The organism is Staphylococcus lugdunensis, from assembly GCF_001558775.1.
Classification (GTDB): Bacteria; Bacillota; Bacilli; order Staphylococcales; family Staphylococcaceae; genus Staphylococcus; species Staphylococcus lugdunensis.
The window spans coordinates 353,579-371,868 of record NZ_CP014022.1; the positions used below are offsets into that span (position 1 = coordinate 353,579).

Sequence of the window (18,290 nt, forward strand, 5' to 3'; positions counted from 1 at the left end):
TTTTTTGTATCAAGTGATAGAGACTTGATACAAGATGTAGGCAGAGTAATCTGAGATGTAGTTTCGTGTTGCGTCCTACAATTTAATATTAGCATATATTTTCACTATTACAACTATACTCTACAATAATTTTTAATTGCATTTTTACTAATACTATACTTTTTATTATTATACATATAAATGAAATACGTACAGATTCATATTAAATGCGCTAAAATAGTGTTAAAAGCTTAGAATAAACCTGTTTATTTGCAAGTAAAGTTAATATTAGTTATAAAGTACATCAATAAATTCAACTTGTCTGTGATGAGCATTCATTCACACAGCAAGCAATTCGTATGACTTGAGCACATACATATAGCAGATAAAACTTAATAAACTATAACTAACTGCTCACTATTTATAAATGCTCACCCCTATTTCGGTTTTTTATTTTAGTTTACATAATATATATTATAGGAAGTTATGTGTATTTTACTATCTTCTAACCTTTTTCAAGTATGCTATACTTTATTTTATATCTTAACTAAGGAGCTTCTACTATGAATTTTGTTTTCGACATAGATGGCACGCTTTGCTTCGACGGTCAACATATTGACAATAGAATCATTAGTCGTCTAAAGCAATTGCAATCTTACGGCCACCAAGTGATTTTTGCATCAGCACGACCTATACGTGACTTATTGCCAGTGATACCTGATTTTCAAAATAATACGTTGATTGGCGGCAATGGTTCTATTATTTCAACTGATAATAAAATTAAAGTCATAGATTATATTAATCAAGATGATTTTGAACTCATAAAGGAATTAATAGTAAATTATAACTTGAGTTATATTGTCGATGATGCCTGGGATTATGCAGCAAATGTAAACGCCAATAATACGATTTATACTCGTTTAGATCCTCACAAATTGGCTGAGTTACGTCAACTTGATGAAATAACACATCCTATAAAGGTAATCTTTCTTAATATTAAATCACATCATTTTTCAGAAATTGCTCAGCACTTAATGCAACATCAAACTACTTTAGAACTCATCAACCATTCAAATGAATCTAATATTGATATTACAGCGCATGGCATCAATAAATACAAAACATTACAATCAATATTAAAAAATGATGCACCCTATATTGCATTTGGTAATGATCACAATGATATTGGACTATTGCAACATGCTACTAATGGTGTACTTGTATCTAATAATACATTTTATATAGATGATTTAAATAATCAACCTCATATTTCAGTTATAAATGCTGATATTAATGCAATTTGCAATCAAATCGACAAATATATTGCAACAAATTAAAGATTTAATTGAAAATGATTATCAATATCATTTATAATGACAACTAGGAGGTTTTATTTATGAAAAAAATTATACAAGTATGTACGATATTTATAATATTGCTATTATTAGCAGCGTGTCAGAATGATGATAATTCAAGTAACCACGATGGTAAAACGATTACCGTCAAGAATACATATGAATTTAAAGATAAAAACAATACTCATGATAAAGGAGAAATGAAAACAGAAAAAGTTGAGGTCCCAGTTAATCCTAAACGTGTTGCCGTATTAGATTACGGTGCTTTAGATATCATGCAACAGCTTAACGTTCAAAATCGTATTGTAGCTATTGCTAAAGGTCAAGGTGACGCTTTCCTCCCTTCTTCCCTCTCTGAATTTAAAAATGACAAATACATGAATTTAGGAAATCCTGGACGTCCGAATTTCGATCAGTTAGCCAAAGCGAAACCCGATATTATATTTGCTTCCTTTAGACAAGCACATACCAAAACATTAGATGAAATGAAAAAAGCTGCCCCAAATGCTAAAATTTTATTTGTCAGTCCAGATAATGACGATTATATTAAATCTATTAAAGCACATACAACATTAATGGGAAAAATTTTCGATAAGAAAAAAGCTGCAGAAAAGTTAAACAATAAACTTTCGACTCAAGTTGCTGAAACAAAAAAAGCAGTTAAAGATGAACGTGTGCTATTCTTAGCTGTTGATGATAAAGGAATGAAAGCATTTGCTTCAAGTGGTCGTTATGGGGGCTTCCTTAATCATGATCTTGGCATCAAACATGCTGATAAACAAATGAAAGTTAATTCTGCTGGTAATCTTATTAGCAATGAATACTTAACAAAAATTAACCCTGACAAAATTTTTGTTATTAATCGTACAAAAGGTAATGACAAACAATTGCCAGATGAGTTAAAAAATGATGTTGTAAAAAATGTCAAAGCCATTAAAAATGGTCAAGTTTATCAGTTTGAATCTAACGCTTGGTATTTTGGTGAAGGCGGAAACAAACTAACGATAGATCAATTAGCTAAAATTAAACAAGCATTTAAATAAGCCTACAACAAAAACCGACTGAGACGTAAATGCCTCTGACAAGTTGAAGCAGGCCATTTCTATGAATTTTCAATAGAAATGGCCTGCTTCATTATTGTTACATTAAGTGTTATTGACAAACCTACCTTCTCTTATGGTTGAAGACTACCGGCTGAAGCTGTCCTCTAATCTATTGAACTAATAAATATAGTATTGAATAAAAAAGAAGCACAAAGATGATTTATGTCAGTCAAATCACCTTTGTGCTATATGTGTTTTTTATGTTAACGCTTTTTTCGACGTAATATTTCTTCATTATTGTTATCGAATGGTTGTTGCTCATGTTTATTTGCATATTCTTGACGTATTTCTTTTTCTAATTGTTTTTTCTTGCGTTCACGTCTCCAATTTCTTGTGCTATACCATAATAAGAAACTCAAGATTAAACTCATAATCGCTAAGAATGCAGCATAACCTAGCAATGGTTGGTATGAAATAGAATAAAAATTAGGTATAAAAAATGCCAGAATTGCAAGTACAACAAACGTTACAATTGAAGCAAAAAACCATTTATGCAGTATTAAAGTACAAATAACTGTTAGAATAACCATCGCTATAATAGTTATCCACAAATAATTAGGCATATCAAAGATACTCATTATTATACTCCTTAATCTTTTAATCTACATTATGTATAACTATATCATAAATTTTATTCATTATACCATCGCTTTATCACTGAAATCACACAATTTTAGCCTTACGATTACAATTAAGTGTACACTCCCCTATCTTTTCATGTACTTTTTTATTTATTAACGGTTCTGAAGAAATTGATAAATTCATGTATAATAAATGATACATACAAATACATAGGAGTGATATTAATGCCTATAGGATTACCATTAAGAAAAGATGTCCCTACTAATGAAACATGGGATTTGCAAGATTTATTTAAAAGTGATGATGATTTTTATAACACTTTAGCTGAAACAACTAAACGTGCAAAACATTTCCAGCAATCTTTTAAATCTCAACTTACAAATACACAACTTACACTTAAAGCATTAGATGAATATGAAAATATTTTAATTACGATAGATCGATTAGCAAACTATGTTGAACTAAGACTTAGCGTTGATACTACAGATGAAGAAGGTCAAAAGGTAAACGCGAAATTTTCAACATCAATGGGTTTGATAGCGAGTCAGCTTTCTTTCGTTGAATCAGAACTCCTTGCTTTGTCAGATAATCAAATACGAACAATTCAAGCCAATGTTCCTTACCCACACTATATAGAGAAATTGATTCAAAGAAAATCTTATCAATTATCCCCTGCTGTTGAAGAGACACTTGCGACACTTTCGCCTTTGTTTTCAAGTGCATATGATCTATACGGCACTACAAAAATGTTAGATGTTCACTTTCATCCATTTGAACATGATGGTATAACCTACCCTCTAGATTATGCTACTTTTGAAAATGAATATGAAGACCACCCTGATCCTAACTTTAGACAGCAAAGTTTTAAACACTTTAGTGATGCTTTACGTCAATATCAACATACAACAGCAGCAACATATAACATGCAAGTACAACAAGAAAAAATCGAAGCTACTTTAAGAGGTTATGACTCTGTTATTGATTTTTTATTACATGATCAGGAAGTCAGCAGAGATATGTATCATCGCCAAATTGACGTTATCATGAGTGATTTAGCACCCGTGATGCAAAAATATGCGCGTCTATTAAAACGTATTCATGGCTTAGAAAAAATGCGTTTTGAAGATTTGAAAATTTCTGTTGATCCAAGCTATGAACCTGAAATATCAATAGAAGAATCTAAAACATATATTAGAGGTGCCTTAAGCGTCCTAGGCGAAGAATATATGGACATGGTTGAACAAGCCTATGCAAGACGATGGATTGATTTTGCTCAAAATAAAGGTAAAGAAACAGGTGCTTATTGTGCAAGTCCTTATTTATCACATTCATATGTTTTTATATCTTGGACTGGAAAAATGACTGAAACATTTGTCCTAGCTCATGAACTTGGACATGCAGGTCATTTCAACCTTGCTCAAGAAAACCAACACTTCTTAGATTCAGAGGCCTCAATGTATTTTGTCGAAGCACCTTCAACTATGAATGAAATGCTCATGTCTAACTATTTATTTGAACATAGTGATGATCCTAAATTTAAACGCTGGGTGATTGGCTCAATTTTATCACGCACATATTATCATAATATGGTTACACATCTACTTGAAGCGGCTTATCAACGTGAAGTGTATAAACTTGTTGATCAAGGCGAGTCCTTGACTGCACCATTATTAAATCATATTACACGTAATGTCTACGAACAATTCTTTGGTGATGCTGTCGAGTTAACCAATGGTGCAGAATTAACTTGGATGAGACAGCCACACTACTATATGGGTCTATACTCCTATACTTATTCAGCAGGATTAACTATTGGTACTGTGGTAGCTCAAAAAATTAAAAACGAAGGGCAACCTGCAGTTAATGCTTGGTTGAATACTTTGCGCGCAGGTGGCAGTAAATCCCCAGTTGAATTAGCTAAAATGGCTGGCGTTGATATTACAACAGAAGCTGCATTAAAATCTACAATAGCCTATATTTCAAAACTGGTGAATGAAGTCGAAGCTTTAACTAATATCATTGAGCAACAGTAATAACTAATAACCACGAAGCCTAACTTAAATAAGGCATCGTGGTTGTTTTTTATTGTGATCATTCATTTGATTGTTATATTAACGTTTAAAGCTATCAAAATGTTCTCCCGTCAAATAATAATATACACTTTCAGCAATATTAGTTACATGGTCCCCCACACGTTCTAAGTTACGTGCTGCTAAATGTGCTTGCCCAGCCACAAATGGATCATTATCTATTAAATATGTTGTATTGACGATATTAGCATATAAATCATCTATATCTTGATCACGATCAATAATTTCACGAATTAATGTTATATCTTCATGTTTTGCGGCCGTATTTAAATCTTGCAGCATAAGCATCGCAAGTTTCCCCATTGTTTTAAGGCGTGTAAGCACGTAATCATCCGTTATTTTAACTCTTAAACGAATATTAGCGATACTTGCAACATTATCACCCATTCTTTCAAAATCAGTAGCAATTTTTAAAGCTGCCATCATCATTCTTAAGTCGCTAGCAATAGGCTGTTGTTTCATAATAAGTAAAATAACTTTTTCATTTATTTCACAATCTAATTTATTAATATCTTTATCTTTATTAATGACTTGACGCGCAAAATTTTTGTCTTTTTCACTTAATGACACAATTGCATTATTTATATTGAAGTACGTATACAAGCCCATGCGACGAATATCTTTTAATAATTCATCGAGTTGTTCTTGATAATTTTGACGAATAATTGTCATATTTTTTAACCAAAACGTCCAGAAATATAATCTTCCGTCTGCTTATCAGAAGGATTAGAGAATATTTTGTCCGTATCATCATATTCATTAACATAGCCATTTAAGAAAAAGGCCGTTTTATCCGAAACACGTGCGGCTTGTTGCATATTATGTGTCACCATAATGATTGAATAATCTTTTTTAAGCTCTTGTACAAGTTCCTCGACTTTTAACGTTGAAATCGGATCTAAGGCTGAAGTTGGCTCGTCCATTAAAATAACATCTGGTTCAATTGCCAAACATCTCGCTATACAAACACGTTGTTGTTGACCGCCAGATAAACCATATGCGTTCATGTGTAAACGATCTTTCAATTCATCCCAAATTGCTGCTCCACGTAACGATTTTTCAACAATTTCGTCTAATATTTTTTTATCTTTAATACCATGCGTTTTCGGGCCATAAGTAATATTATCATAAATTGATTTAGGGAATGGATTAGGTTGCTGGAAGACCATACCAACATTTGTACGTAGTTTCTCTTTTGAATACTTCTCATCAAAAATATTTTTATCACGATATAATATTTTTCCTGCTGTCTTAACGGAAGGTACTAATTCTACCATGCGATTGAGCGCTTTAATGTAAGTCGATTTTCCACAACCAGATGGTCCAATAATTGCTGTAACGTTGTTTTCTAAAATGTCTAAGTTAATATTTTGTAACGCATGATTATCTCCATACCACAAATCTAAATTTTGTGTTGAATAGACTACTTTTCTATCACTATCTGAAAGATGGTCTTCTTTTTTTGAATGCTCTGTTGTTATTATTGTTGAATCATTTTGTGCTTTGGTTGTTTGTTGATTATTTTTTTCTACTGCTTGTTCTATGTTTTCTTTATCTTTAGTTAAATTGTTTGTCATTTTGAAAACTCCTTCACTCTCTAATTACTATAAAAACAAATCCCTAGTTCACGTGAACACCCAACATGATTAGAACTTTTTACTAAATTTATTACGGAAATAAATAGCTAAACCGTTCATTAATAATAAGATAACTAAAAGTACTATAATTCCTGCTGAAGCAACATTTTGAAATTCTGCTTGCGGTAATTTAGCCCAGTTATATATCGCCATTGGTAACGCCTGGAATTGATCCATGACAGAATTAGGTAAACGCAATAGTATTGTAGGAATACCTATTAAAATTAATGGCGCAGTTTCACCTAAAGCACGAGATAATGCTAGAATAAAGCCAGTTAAAATTCCTGGTAGTGCTGCTGGCAACACAACTTTTCGGATTGTTTGCCACTTGTTTGCACCTAAACCATAAGATGCTTCTCTAACTGATGACGGCACTGCTCTTATTGCCTCTTGAGCTGCAACAATAATGACAGGTAAAATTAATAACGTCATGGTTAATGCACCAGCTAAAATTGAATTACCTAATGATAAGGCTTGAATATTCATACCTCTAACAAAGATTGTCAATCCAAGTAATCCGAAAACTACAGAAGGTACACCAGCTAAATTAGAAATACAAACTTTAATAAAATCTGTAAATGGATTTTTCTTAGCATACTCCTCTAGATAAATTGCTGTTCCTACTCCCAAAATAATTGAAAATGGTATGATGGTTAACATGAGCCATAATGTACCAACCAGAGCCCCTTTTATACCCGCTTGAGAGGGTGTTGATGATGAAAAATTAGTAAAGAATGAAGGCGTTAGATGACCCACACCTTTAATTAAGGTATCAATAAGTAATGCTGCTAAAAAAAGCAACCCAATCAACGTACATGCTAAAAATAAAAATTTATTGATTTTATTTTTAGTCATGCGTGTACTAATATTTTTTTCAACTTTAGACTGATCTACTAAAGCTTTTTTGTGTATATTTGTTGATGATGACATATTAATACTCCTCTCTAAAGCGCTTAGAAATCCATTGAGAAAGCAGGTTCATTAGTAACGTAAATATAAATAATGTAAATCCAACAGCATAAATACTGTAATAAACATCTGAGCCATATGTTGCATCCCCAGTCGCAACTTGAACTATATAACCTGTCATTGTTTGAATGGAACCTGTTAAATCTAAGGAAGCAGTTGGTGTACTACCCGCCGCTAGTGAGACAATCATTGTTTCACCAATAGCTCTTGAAATCGCCAAAACGATTGAAGCCAATACACCTGAAATAGCTGCTGGTAACACTACTTTCGTCGCTACTTCAAACTTAGTAGCTCCAAGCCCCAGTGCACCTTCTCGAATTTTATTCGGAACAGAAGACATTGCATCTTCACTCATACTCGTAATTAACGGTATAATCATCACACCAACAACCAATCCTGGACTAATTGAATTAAAGCTTCCTAATTCTGGAAAAATAGATCTTAAAATTGGTGTAATGAATGTTAATGCGAAGAAACCAAAAACGATTGTCGGAATCCCAGCTAAAATTTCTAATATTGGCTTAATAATACGTCGCGTTCTATCACTTGCGTATTCACTTAAATAAATGGCTGCACCCAATCCAATAGGTACTGCAAATATTGCTGCGATAAGCGTAATTTTTAACGTCCCTATAACTAAAGCCCAAATGCCATATTTAGGACTAGATGAAAATGGTGCCCATTCTGTAGTGAAAAGAAATTCAGTAATGGATACCCTAGTGAAAAATGTAATTGTTTCTGTTAATAATGTAACTAATATGCCAATCGTAACTAATATAGATATAAATGAAATAACAGCTAGAATCATAGGTACGATTTTATCGCTTTTACCGCCCTTTTTTGCGTTATTCTTGGCAATCAATTCCCTAACATTTGTATTTGAAGCCATACCATACACACTCCGTTTTCTCCCAATTATTAAAAAAGTGGATTGGGAATAGATTCGGTTTAACTCTGAGTTAATCAGTGATGCACGCGTCAATTAACTCATGTTCAACCTACATAAGTGAGTATACGTATTTCATTACGTTTCTATCACTTATTTTATTCCCAACCCAGTTCTATTGATTTATTTATTATTTATCTTTCTTGTCTTTTTTATCTTTATCTTTTTTATCATCTTTTTTGCCATTTTTGTCGATGAATTTATCTAATTGCTTTTGTTCTTTTTTGTAATCATCTTTTGGCAATGCTACATAACCTGCATCTTCTGCAGATTTACCTTCATCTTTAAGAACGAATTTCATAAATTCTTGGAAGCCTTTATTTTCTTCTAATGATTTTTCTTTTGCATAGATGAATAATGGTCTACTTAAAGCGTATGAATTATCTTGTATTGTTTTTTTAGTTGGTTTTGTATCTTTGCCTTTATCGTCTTTAATTTTTACTTCTTTCAATTTATCTTTATTTTGTTGATAGAAGTTATAGCCAAAGTAACCAATACCTTCTTTATTTTTCTCTACAGATTGAACGATAACATTCGTATCTGCATTTTTCTCAGCTTTAATATCACCTTTATCCATTACTTCTTCACTGAAGAAATCATAAGTACCATGTGATTGGTCTGGTGAAAATGCTTTGATTTTTTTATTTGGCCAACTTGAATTTACATCTTTCCAAGTTTTAGCTTCTCCAGAGTAGATTTTTTTCAATTGGTCTTTTGATAAAGAATCAACAAAATCGTTATCTTTGTTTACCGTTACTGTTACGCCATCTTGAGCAATTTTGTATTCTTTATATTTGATATTTTTGTCTTCTAATTTTTTCTTTTCTTCATCTTTAATCGGTCTTGAAGCATTTGAGAAATCTGTTTCTCCAGCGATGAATTTTTCGAAGCCACCGCCAGTACCAGAAGTACCAGATGATACTGTTACATCAGGATAATCTTTAGCAAATTTTTCGTTTAGTTTTTCAACGATAGGACCTACTGTGGATGATCCGTCACCTTTAACTTCTCCGCTAACATCTTTACCATTACCTGAGCCATTTCCGCCACAAGCTCCTAATAAAACCGAAGCGCCCAATACAGTAGTACCAACTAATTGCCACTTTTTCATTAATATATCCTCCTAATATAAATAACCCAAATGTTATATGTATTTCTTACACTTCTAATACTACAGACCCTTTGTTAAATTAAAATAGAGTGAATGTAAATGTTTTGTTAAGTTTAAAACCGCTGATAAATTAAGCTTATATAATCTGTTTTAATGAAGCTTGTATTTAAAAAGAAAAATGGTAGCTAGACAAATATAAGTTCAACTTATTGCCTACTACCATTTTTAAATACTGTATTTAGTTATAATCTATGTGGCTAAATTTAATCCTCAACACGGCTCCAGCCTTTTTTCGTCAAAGAAATTTTTCCCGTTTCAATATTAATGATTTTTTGTTTGTATAAATGACCAATAGCTCGTTTAAAAGAACCTTTACTCATATTAAAAACTTCTTTAATGGCTTCTGGACTTGATTTATCCCAAAAAGGAAGTTCACCATTATATTCAACTAATAAATCAAAAATGATTTGTCCATCATCATCTAAGCGTTCATGTGCAAGTGGTAAGAATGACGCATTAAGCTCTCCTTTGTCGTTATGACCAATGACACGTACATTAACTTTTTCCCCTAGACGCGGCTCTGATTTGCGTTCAGACTCATGTACAAATATTTTGTATCCCTCTTTAGATAGTAAGAAACTACCTACTCTTAATAAACGATATGGTCTTGCTTCTATAATTTCATTTAACATATCATCATCTTGCACTGGCGTGTACATTTTTTCGACAATTGTTTCACTAGCGAGACGAGCAAACATATGATTGTCACGATCGATACGCAAAGTAACGAGTAAATAATCCCCTGCTACGGGCCATACATCTTTAACTTTTGGTAAATCTTCCCAAGGCACTAGCACTTCTCTAGGTAAACCGATGTCTACATGCGCACCATCACGGTCCGTTTTTAATACTTTAGCAAAATCATATTTATCTTTTGTTATATCAGGCATGTTTTGCGTTGCAAATAAATTCCCAGATCTATTGGGATATATAAAGAAACTATATTCCTCTCCTATTTCTAACTCATCATCATCACTTATTTCAGATTGATTCAATTTAACTTGTTCACCATTCGGGCCTTTTAACAAATAAGTAGAACCTTGTTTGCCTTCGACTTTTAGAAATTCAATTGAACCTACTATATCTTTATCTAATGCCATATTGTTCTCCTTCGAGTAATGTATTCCTATTTATTATAACATGTCTAATGTTTTCTACCATAACAACAATTATTCAGTCGAAAGTCAAGATATTATATGATATAATTCATCCGTTAGAAAAACGTAAAAAAGGAGCAAATGAATGTTACAAGTTACTGATGTTAGTTTACGTTTTGGTGATCGTAAACTATTTGAAGATGTTAATATTAAATTCACTGAAGGTAATTGTTATGGTCTTATTGGTGCTAATGGCGCTGGTAAGTCAACGTTTTTGAAAATTTTATCAGGTGAATTAGACTCACAAACTGGTCACGTTGTCTTAGGCAAAAACGAACGTCTCGCCGTATTAAAACAAGATCACTTTGCCTATGAAGATGAACGTGTACTTGATGTTGTTATTAAAGGACATGAACGTTTATTCGAAGTAATGAAAGAAAAAGATGCCATATATATGAAACCAGATTTTAGCGATGAAGACGGTATTCGCGCTGCCGAACTTGAAGGTGAATTTGCTGAGATGAATGGTTGGAATGCTGAAGCAGATGCTGCTTCTTTACTATCAGGATTAGGTATTTCTACTGATTTACACGACAAAAAAATGGCTGAATTGGAAAATAATCAAAAAGTAAAAGTCTTATTAGCACAAAGTTTATTTGGCGACCCTGATGTATTACTACTTGACGAACCTACCAATGGTCTAGATATTCCAGCAATTAGCTGGTTGGAAGACTTTTTAATTAACTTTGATAATACTGTTATTGTTGTGTCTCATGATCGCCACTTTTTAAATAACGTATGTACCCATATTGCTGATTTAGATTTTGGAAAAATTAAATTATATGTTGGGAACTATGATTTCTGGTATCAATCAAGTCAATTAGCACAAAAGATGGCTCAGGAACAAAATAAGAAAAAAGAAGAGAAAATGAAAGAGTTACAAGATTTCATCGCACGATTCTCTGCTAATGCTTCTAAATCTAAACAAGCTACAAGTCGAAAGAAACAGTTGGAAAAAATTGAATTAGATGATATTCAACCATCTTCAAGACGTTATCCTTTTGTGAAATTTACACCAGAGCGTGAAATTGGTAACGATTTGTTAGCAGTTGAAAATATCTCTAAAACAATCGATGGTGAAAAAGTCTTAGATAACATTTCTTTTACTATGAATCCTAATGATAAAGCAATTCTAATTGGTGACAGTGAAATTGCCAAAACAACATTATTAAAAATCCTTGCAGGAGAAATGGAACCAGATGAAGGTACTGTTAAGTGGGGAGTTACGACATCATTAAGTTATTTCCCTAAAGATAACTCAGAGTTCTTTGAGGGTGTGAATATGAATTTAGTTGATTGGTTGCGTCAATATGCACCTGAAGATGAGCAAACAGAAACATTTTTACGTGGTTTCTTAGGCCGCATGCTATTCAGTGGTGAAGAAGTTAAGAAAAAAGCCAGCGTTCTTTCAGGTGGAGAAAAAGTCCGTTGTATGTTAAGTAAAATGATGCTTTCAAGTGCCAATGTTCTGTTACTCGATGAACCTACAAATCATCTTGACTTAGAAAGTATCACTGCTGTAAACGATGGTTTGAAGTCATTTAAAGGTTCAATTATCTTTACGTCATATGATTTTGAATTCATCAATACCATTGCCAACCGTGTCATTGATTTAAATCAAGCTGGTGGATTATCAAAAGAATTACCATATGAAGAATATCTAAAAGAAACTGGCGTTCTCTCATAATCTCCCCATCGATTTCTAAACAAACTGGTACATTAAATATAGTTTGCCCTGTTCTCTCAAGTATGTCTTCATCATGCTTCGCACTTAAAAGAACTGTATTTAATCTTAATGTCATTTATTATAAAAATCATTCAGAGCCTAAGACGTAATTATGTTTTAGGCTCTAAAGTATATATTGGCATTGGCAGCAGTCGACTGAATAGAAAAATATGCTTATATCAAGCTTTTTTTCGATTTTAGTCATACATGCCGGTAAGAAATACAAATTCAAAATGAATACTGTCGCGCTTCCTTCCACTTGTCAGAGAGCGTGATGTCTAAACTTATATTTAAATAAACCTGTTTATTATTTTTAAAAATGCATAGCAGCGATATTACTTTTTACATTAACTATGATTAATTAGTCAATTACAGCATTATGAAAACTTTAATTGTCAGTAAATTTGTAAAAATCTAAATTCTCAGTTTACAGATGCTAACCCACCATGTATAATGAAAAACATATCAATTGAATAAGATTTTGATGAGGCGCATCAATCATTAGTAAGAAATAGAGTACTGTCTGCTAACAGCTATTTCTGAAAGGGTGCGATGCCGAAATAATGCAACTAGCAGGTTCGCTTTATTGGACTTTATGGTTAAAAGCCAAAAGTTTGTCATTATTTTTTAATAATGGAGTGCATCACTTGTTATAAAAATCCCGAGCAAGTTCGCGCATTCCGAACTTGCTCTTTTTTAGTAGCATGTGTCTCCTTTAATATTGGAGGTTTAACAATTTGAAACGACGCGTTTTAAAATTTGGCGGTTCATCAGTCGCTGATTTTACAAAAATAAAAAATATCGCAGCGATGCTTAAGCGTCGTGTCGATGAAGGTGAACAATTAATTGTAGTAGTAAGTGCTATGGGTAAAACAACGGACCTGTTAATGGAAAACGTACAATCATTAACAACAACACCTAGAGATCAAGAACTTGCCCTACTGTTAACTACCGGAGAACAACAAACTGTTTCTTATTTATCAATGGTTCTCAATGATATAGGTGTTGCTTCCCGTTCAATGACAGGTTATCAAGCTGGCATTAAAACAATAGGTCATCATTTGAAAAGCAAAATTGCTGAAATCAATCCTGCAGTATTTGATCATGCATTTGAGACGTATGATGTTATTGTTGTGGCAGGTTTCCAAGGTATAAATGATAACTATGAATTAACCACGCTTGGTCGTGGGGGTTCAGATACTACAGCCGTTGCACTTGCCGCTAGTAATGCAACCCCATGTGAAATCTACACAGATGTCGATGGTGTTTATGCAACAGACCCTCGTATTTTGAGTCGAGCTAAGAGATTAGATGTCGTCTCTTATGAAGAGATGATGGAAATGAGTGCATTAGGCGCAGACGTATTAGAGACTCGAAGTGTTGAGTTAGCCAAAAATTATGATATTCCTATCTATTTAGGTCGTACTTTATCAAATGTGAAAGGAACATGGATTATGCCCAATAGTGAAATATTAGAGAAAAAAGCTGTCACTGGTGTAGCTTTAGATAAACACATGATGCATATCACAATTAGCTATCCTTTATCTGATGACCGTTTGCTTACACAACTATTTACCGCTTTAGATAAAGGCGCAATTAATGTAGATATGATATCTCAAATTGTCAATGTTGAAGGATTACAATTATCATTTTCTATCAAAGATAGTGATATTCATCAAATCTCAGATATATTAGAAAATCTATCCGTATCTTTTAGTGCATTAGATTATAAGATTAATGAAACATATGTCAAAATTTCACTAATTGGTTCAGGCATGCGCGATATGTCAGGCGTAGCTTCTAAAGCATTTATCACATTGATAAATGCCAAAATCCCTTTTTACCAAACAACCACTTCTGAAATTAGCATTTCTTATGTCATTGATGCACAGAATGGTGACCGAGCCGTACAAACATTGTATGATGCATTTGAAATATAGAATATGTTTCTGGGACATAGCTATATTTTAGGCTCTGAGCCCTATATTGGTAGTATTGACTGGATTGAAAATACGCTGATACAAAGCTTTTTTCAATCTTAGTCAATCTTTCCGGGGCGGGACTACAAATTCATATTGAATTCTGTCCCAATCCCATAGATACATTTTAAAGATTTTCAAAATTTCAAATAGAATGAATAATGGAGTGACAGACTTATGACAAGATTAGCAGTAGTTGGAGCAACAGGATTAGTTGGAACAAAAATGTTAGAAACTTTAGATAGAAAAGGCATTCCTTTTGATGAATTAGTGCTTTTTTCTTCAGCGCGCTCAGCTGGCAAGAAAATTGATTTCCAAGATCAAATATATATAGTACAAGAATTAACAGAAGCAGCAGCAAGTGAACATTTTGACTATGTCTTAATGAGTGCTGGTGGTGGTACAAGTAAACAATTTGCTCCTATTTTCGAACAAGCAGGTGCAATTGTAATTGATAACTCAAGCCAATGGCGTATGAATAAAGATATAGACTTAGTCGTTCCAGAAGTAAATGAACCCCATTTTAAACGCGGCATTATTGCCAATCCAAACTGCTCAACTATTCAATCAGTAGTTCCACTAAGAGTTTTGCAAGAAAAATTTGGTTTAAAACGTGTTGCATATACAACATATCAAGCCGTTTCAGGTTCTGGTATTAAAGGAAAAAGAGATTTAGCTGAAGGTGCAAATGGTAAAGCACCAGAAGCATATCCTCACCCTATTTATAATAATGTTCTACCTCACATCGATATCTTTTTAGAAGATGGCTATACTAAAGAAGAACAAAAAATGATTGATGAAACACGTAAAATATTAAACGAACCAGACTTACGTGTAACGGCAACATGTGCACGCGTACCAGTACAAGATAGTCATAGCGTTGAAATCGATGTTACACTTATTGAAGAAGCAACAACTGAAGAAATCAAAGCTTTATTTGACAAAGATCCTCGTGTTGTTCTCGTAGATAATCCAGCCAATAATGAATATCCATTAGCCATTAATTCTACGGGCAAAGATGAGGTATTTGTTGGACGTATTAGACGTGATGACTCACTAGACAATACATTCCATGTTTGGTGTACTTCTGATAACTTACTAAAAGGCGCCGCATTAAATGCCGTTCAAGTATTAGAGCAAGTCATTAAATTAAAAGGAGCTAGATAATTATGGCACATTTATTCGAAGGTGTTGGTGTAGCTCTAGCTACCCCATTTACTAATAATGAAGTTGACTATCAAGCACTTGAAAGACATGTAGATTTTTTACTTAAAAATAATGTTAAAGCAATTATTGTCAACGGTACTACTGCAGAAAGCCCTACGCTAACTGACAACGAAAAAGCACAGGTACTCGAAGCCGTTATTAAACAAGTCAATCATCGTGTAACGATCATTGCTGGAACTGGCACAAATAATACTGCAAAATCTATACAGGCATCATTGCGTGCAAAAGAACTAGGCGCTGATGCAATCATGTTAATCACACCTTATTATAATAAAACAAACCAACGCGGCTTAATTAAGCATTTTGAAACGATTGCAAACGAGGTTAAATTGCCTGTAGTACTTTATAATGTACCTTCTCGTACTAATATGACGATTAATCCAGAAACAGTCGAAACGCTAAGTCATAATGATTATATTATAGCTATCAAAGATGCCACTAATGACTTTGCATATTATGAAGAAGTAAAAAAACGTATTAACCAAGCGGAGTTTGCATTATATAGTGGTAATGATGACAACGTCGTTCAATTTTATAATCGAGGCGGCAATGGGGTCATTTCAGTCATTGCAAATGTGATACCTCAAGAATTTCAAGCTTTATATGATGCTAAACAAAGAGGAGAAAATATTACAAAAAGTTTTGAACCAATAAGTAAACTATTATCAACTTTATCATGTGATGTAAATCCAATTCCAATTAAAGCTTTAACAAGTCATTTAGGTTTTGGTAATTATGAACTACGTTTACCACTTCTACCTTTAGAAGCTGCAGAAACTAAAGTATTAATTAACGCTTACGAGCAATTTAAAGCAGGTGAACTTTAATGAAGATATTATTAATTGGTTATGGCGCAATGAATCAACGTGTTGCACGACTAGCTGAAGAAAAAGGTCATCAAATCGTTGGTGTCATTGATCGCGAAAATAGCCCGAGCACACCTTACCCACGTTATGACCATATCAAGGATGCACAAAATGAGGCAGATGTAGCCATTGATTTTTCAAATCCCAAATTATTATTACCATTGCTCGATGAAGACTTTGAATTGCCATTAGTCATTGCTACAACTGGTGAAAAAGAGCAACTTACAGCTAAACTTAAACAACTTAGTAAACGCATGCCAGTTTTCTTCAGTGCAAATATGAGTTATGGTGTTCATGCATTAACTAAAATTTTAGAAGTAGCTGTTCCCCTATTACAAGATTTTGACATCGAATTAACAGAAGCACATCATAACAAAAAAGTCGACGCACCGAGTGGAACACTTGTCAAACTTTATGACGTAATTAAAGAATTACGTGAGAATGTGACACCCGTTTACGATAGACATGAACGTAATGAAAAACGCACTAAAGATGAAATTGGTATCCACGCAGTACGTGGCGGAACGATTGTTGGAGAACATGATATCTTGTTTGCTGGCACTGATGAAACAATAACAATTTCACATAAAGCACAATCAAAAGATATTTTTGCAAATGGTGCCATAGGAGCTGCAACGAAACTCGTTCATAAGAAAAATGGTTTTTATACTTTTGACAATTTATAATTTAAGGAGAGACATCAATTATGGTTCAACATTTATCAGCGCAAGAAATAATTCAATTCATTAGTGATGCAAAAAAATCTACACCACTAAAAATATATATCAACGGGGATTTTAGTAATATATCATTTCCTGATTCATTCAAAGTCTTTGGCTCAAATAACTCTAAAATTATTTTCTGTGAAGCAGATGATTGGAAGCCTTTCTATGAGCAATATCAATCTAGTTTAACTGATTTAGAAATTGAAATGGATCGAAGAAATTCAGCTATCCCGCTCAAAGATTTAACAAATACTAATGCGCGTATTGAGCCAGGTGCTTTTATTCGTGAAGGTGCCACAATAGAAGATGGAGCTGTCGTTATGATGGGCGCCACAATTAATATTGGTGCAGTCGTTGGTGAAGGTACAATGATTGATATGAATGCAACTTTAGGCGGACGTGCAACAACTGGAAAAAATGTGCATGTGGGTGCTGGTTCAGTATTAGCGGGCGTTATTGAACCACCAAGTGCGCAACCAGTAGTAATTGAAGATAATGTCTTAATCGGTGCGAATGCTGTTATTCTTGAAGGCGTTCACGTTGGTAAAGGTGCCATTGTAGCTGCAGGTGCCATTGTCACTCAAGATGTACCAGCAGGTGCCGTCGTTGCAGGTACACCTGCAAAGGTTATAAAACAAACATCTGAAGTAGAAGACTCAAAACATGAAATTGTCTCTGCTTTAAGAAAACTAAATGATTAATTACTTTGTTCAATTAAATTAAAGTACTTCGGAGGTTGAGATGTTGCAATTGCTTATCATTTCACCTCCTTAGTTAT

General features: G+C 33.4%; 16 protein-coding genes and 1 riboswitch. Of the genes, 9 read left to right on the forward strand and 7 right to left on the reverse strand.

The features are described 5' to 3' along the window. Positions 1-542 precede the first annotated feature (542 nt). The gene (locus AL499_RS01740) at positions 543-1,316 is read left to right on the forward strand and encodes an HAD-IIB family hydrolase (protein WP_002459118.1); all 774 of its coding nucleotides are present in this window, start codon (positions 543-545) and stop codon (positions 1,314-1,316) included. Positions 1,317-1,375: 59 nt separating this feature from the next. Continuing rightward, positions 1,376-2,377 carry a siderophore ABC transporter substrate-binding protein gene (locus AL499_RS01745; protein ID WP_037540392.1) on the forward strand — a complete coding sequence of 334 codons (1,002 nt, stop codon included), beginning with the start codon at positions 1,376-1,378 and terminating at the stop codon, positions 2,375-2,377. A gap of 263 nt (positions 2,378-2,640) precedes the next feature. Here the strand turns inward: AL499_RS01745 and AL499_RS01750 are convergent, their stop codons facing one another. Then, a complete protein-coding gene (locus AL499_RS01750) occupies positions 2,641-3,015 on the reverse strand; it encodes a hypothetical protein (RefSeq protein ID WP_002459120.1) in 375 nt (124 codons plus the stop codon). A gap of 228 nt (positions 3,016-3,243) precedes the next feature. Here AL499_RS01750 and pepF point away from each other — a divergent pair, with 228 nt between their 5' ends. Then, on the forward strand, positions 3,244-5,052 hold the full coding sequence (gene pepF, locus AL499_RS01755) for an oligoendopeptidase F (RefSeq protein WP_002492889.1): 1,809 nt from the start codon (positions 3,244-3,246) through the stop codon (positions 5,050-5,052). Between the two features lie 78 nt (positions 5,053-5,130). Here pepF and phoU read toward each other — a convergent pair whose 3' ends face one another. The 6 genes from phoU to cvfB all read right to left on the reverse strand — a co-directional run bounded on the left by phoU (position 5,131) and on the right by cvfB (position 10,932). Continuing rightward, positions 5,131-5,781, reverse strand: a complete 651-nt coding sequence (gene phoU / locus AL499_RS01760) for a phosphate signaling complex protein PhoU (protein ID WP_002459122.1) — start codon at positions 5,779-5,781, stop codon at positions 5,131-5,133. Between the two features lie 5 nt (positions 5,782-5,786). Beyond that, the gene (gene pstB, locus AL499_RS01765) at positions 5,787-6,686 is read right to left on the reverse strand and encodes a phosphate ABC transporter ATP-binding protein PstB (RefSeq protein ID WP_002459123.1); all 900 of its coding nucleotides are present in this window, start codon (positions 6,684-6,686) and stop codon (positions 5,787-5,789) included. A 69-nt stretch (positions 6,687-6,755) separates the two neighbouring features. After that, entirely contained in the window at positions 6,756-7,676 is a 921-nt protein-coding gene (pstA, locus tag AL499_RS01770) for a phosphate ABC transporter permease PstA (protein WP_002459124.1), read from the reverse strand. 1 nt (position 7,677) lies between these two features. Next, positions 7,678-8,604 (reverse strand): phosphate ABC transporter permease subunit PstC, encoded by a 927-nt coding sequence (pstC, locus tag AL499_RS01775; RefSeq protein ID WP_002478202.1) that lies wholly within the window; start codon positions 8,602-8,604, stop codon positions 7,678-7,680. Between the two features lie 187 nt (positions 8,605-8,791). After that, positions 8,792-9,772 (reverse strand): PstS family phosphate ABC transporter substrate-binding protein, encoded by a 981-nt coding sequence (locus AL499_RS01780; RefSeq protein WP_002459126.1) that lies wholly within the window; start codon positions 9,770-9,772, stop codon positions 8,792-8,794. A gap of 263 nt (positions 9,773-10,035) precedes the next feature. Next, positions 10,036-10,932: an RNA-binding virulence regulatory protein CvfB gene (gene cvfB, locus AL499_RS01785; protein WP_002492768.1), complete on the reverse strand. Its 897-nt coding sequence runs from the start codon at positions 10,930-10,932 to the stop codon at positions 10,036-10,038. Positions 10,933-11,074: 142 nt separating this feature from the next. Between cvfB and AL499_RS01790 the strand changes: the two genes are divergently transcribed. From AL499_RS01790 to dapD, 6 genes are all read left to right on the forward strand, one after another. Then, complete coding sequence (locus AL499_RS01790; protein WP_002459128.1) at positions 11,075-12,676, forward strand: ABC-F family ATP-binding cassette domain-containing protein; 1,602 nt, start codon at positions 11,075-11,077, stop codon at positions 12,674-12,676. Between the two features lie 515 nt (positions 12,677-13,191). Beyond that, positions 13,192-13,367: riboswitch (Lysine riboswitch) on the forward strand. An 85-nt stretch (positions 13,368-13,452) separates the two neighbouring features. Beyond that, a complete protein-coding gene (locus AL499_RS01795) occupies positions 13,453-14,655 on the forward strand; it encodes an aspartate kinase (RefSeq protein ID WP_002492777.1) in 1,203 nt (400 codons plus the stop codon). Positions 14,656-14,871: 216 nt separating this feature from the next. Next, a complete protein-coding gene (locus AL499_RS01800) occupies positions 14,872-15,861 on the forward strand; it encodes an aspartate-semialdehyde dehydrogenase (protein ID WP_002492792.1) in 990 nt (329 codons plus the stop codon). Between the two features lie 2 nt (positions 15,862-15,863). After that, positions 15,864-16,748, forward strand: a complete 885-nt coding sequence (gene dapA / locus AL499_RS01805) for a 4-hydroxy-tetrahydrodipicolinate synthase (RefSeq protein WP_002492783.1) — start codon at positions 15,864-15,866, stop codon at positions 16,746-16,748. Continuing rightward, on the forward strand, positions 16,748-17,473 hold the full coding sequence (gene dapB, locus AL499_RS01810; RefSeq protein ID WP_002478208.1) for a 4-hydroxy-tetrahydrodipicolinate reductase: 726 nt from the start codon (positions 16,748-16,750) through the stop codon (positions 17,471-17,473). Before dapA ends, dapB begins: the two co-directional genes overlap by 1 nt. Before the next feature lie 20 nt (positions 17,474-17,493). Then, on the forward strand, positions 17,494-18,213 hold the full coding sequence (gene dapD / locus AL499_RS01815; RefSeq protein WP_002478209.1) for a 2,3,4,5-tetrahydropyridine-2,6-dicarboxylate N-acetyltransferase: 720 nt from the start codon (positions 17,494-17,496) through the stop codon (positions 18,211-18,213). Positions 18,214-18,290: the final 77 nt, after the last annotated feature.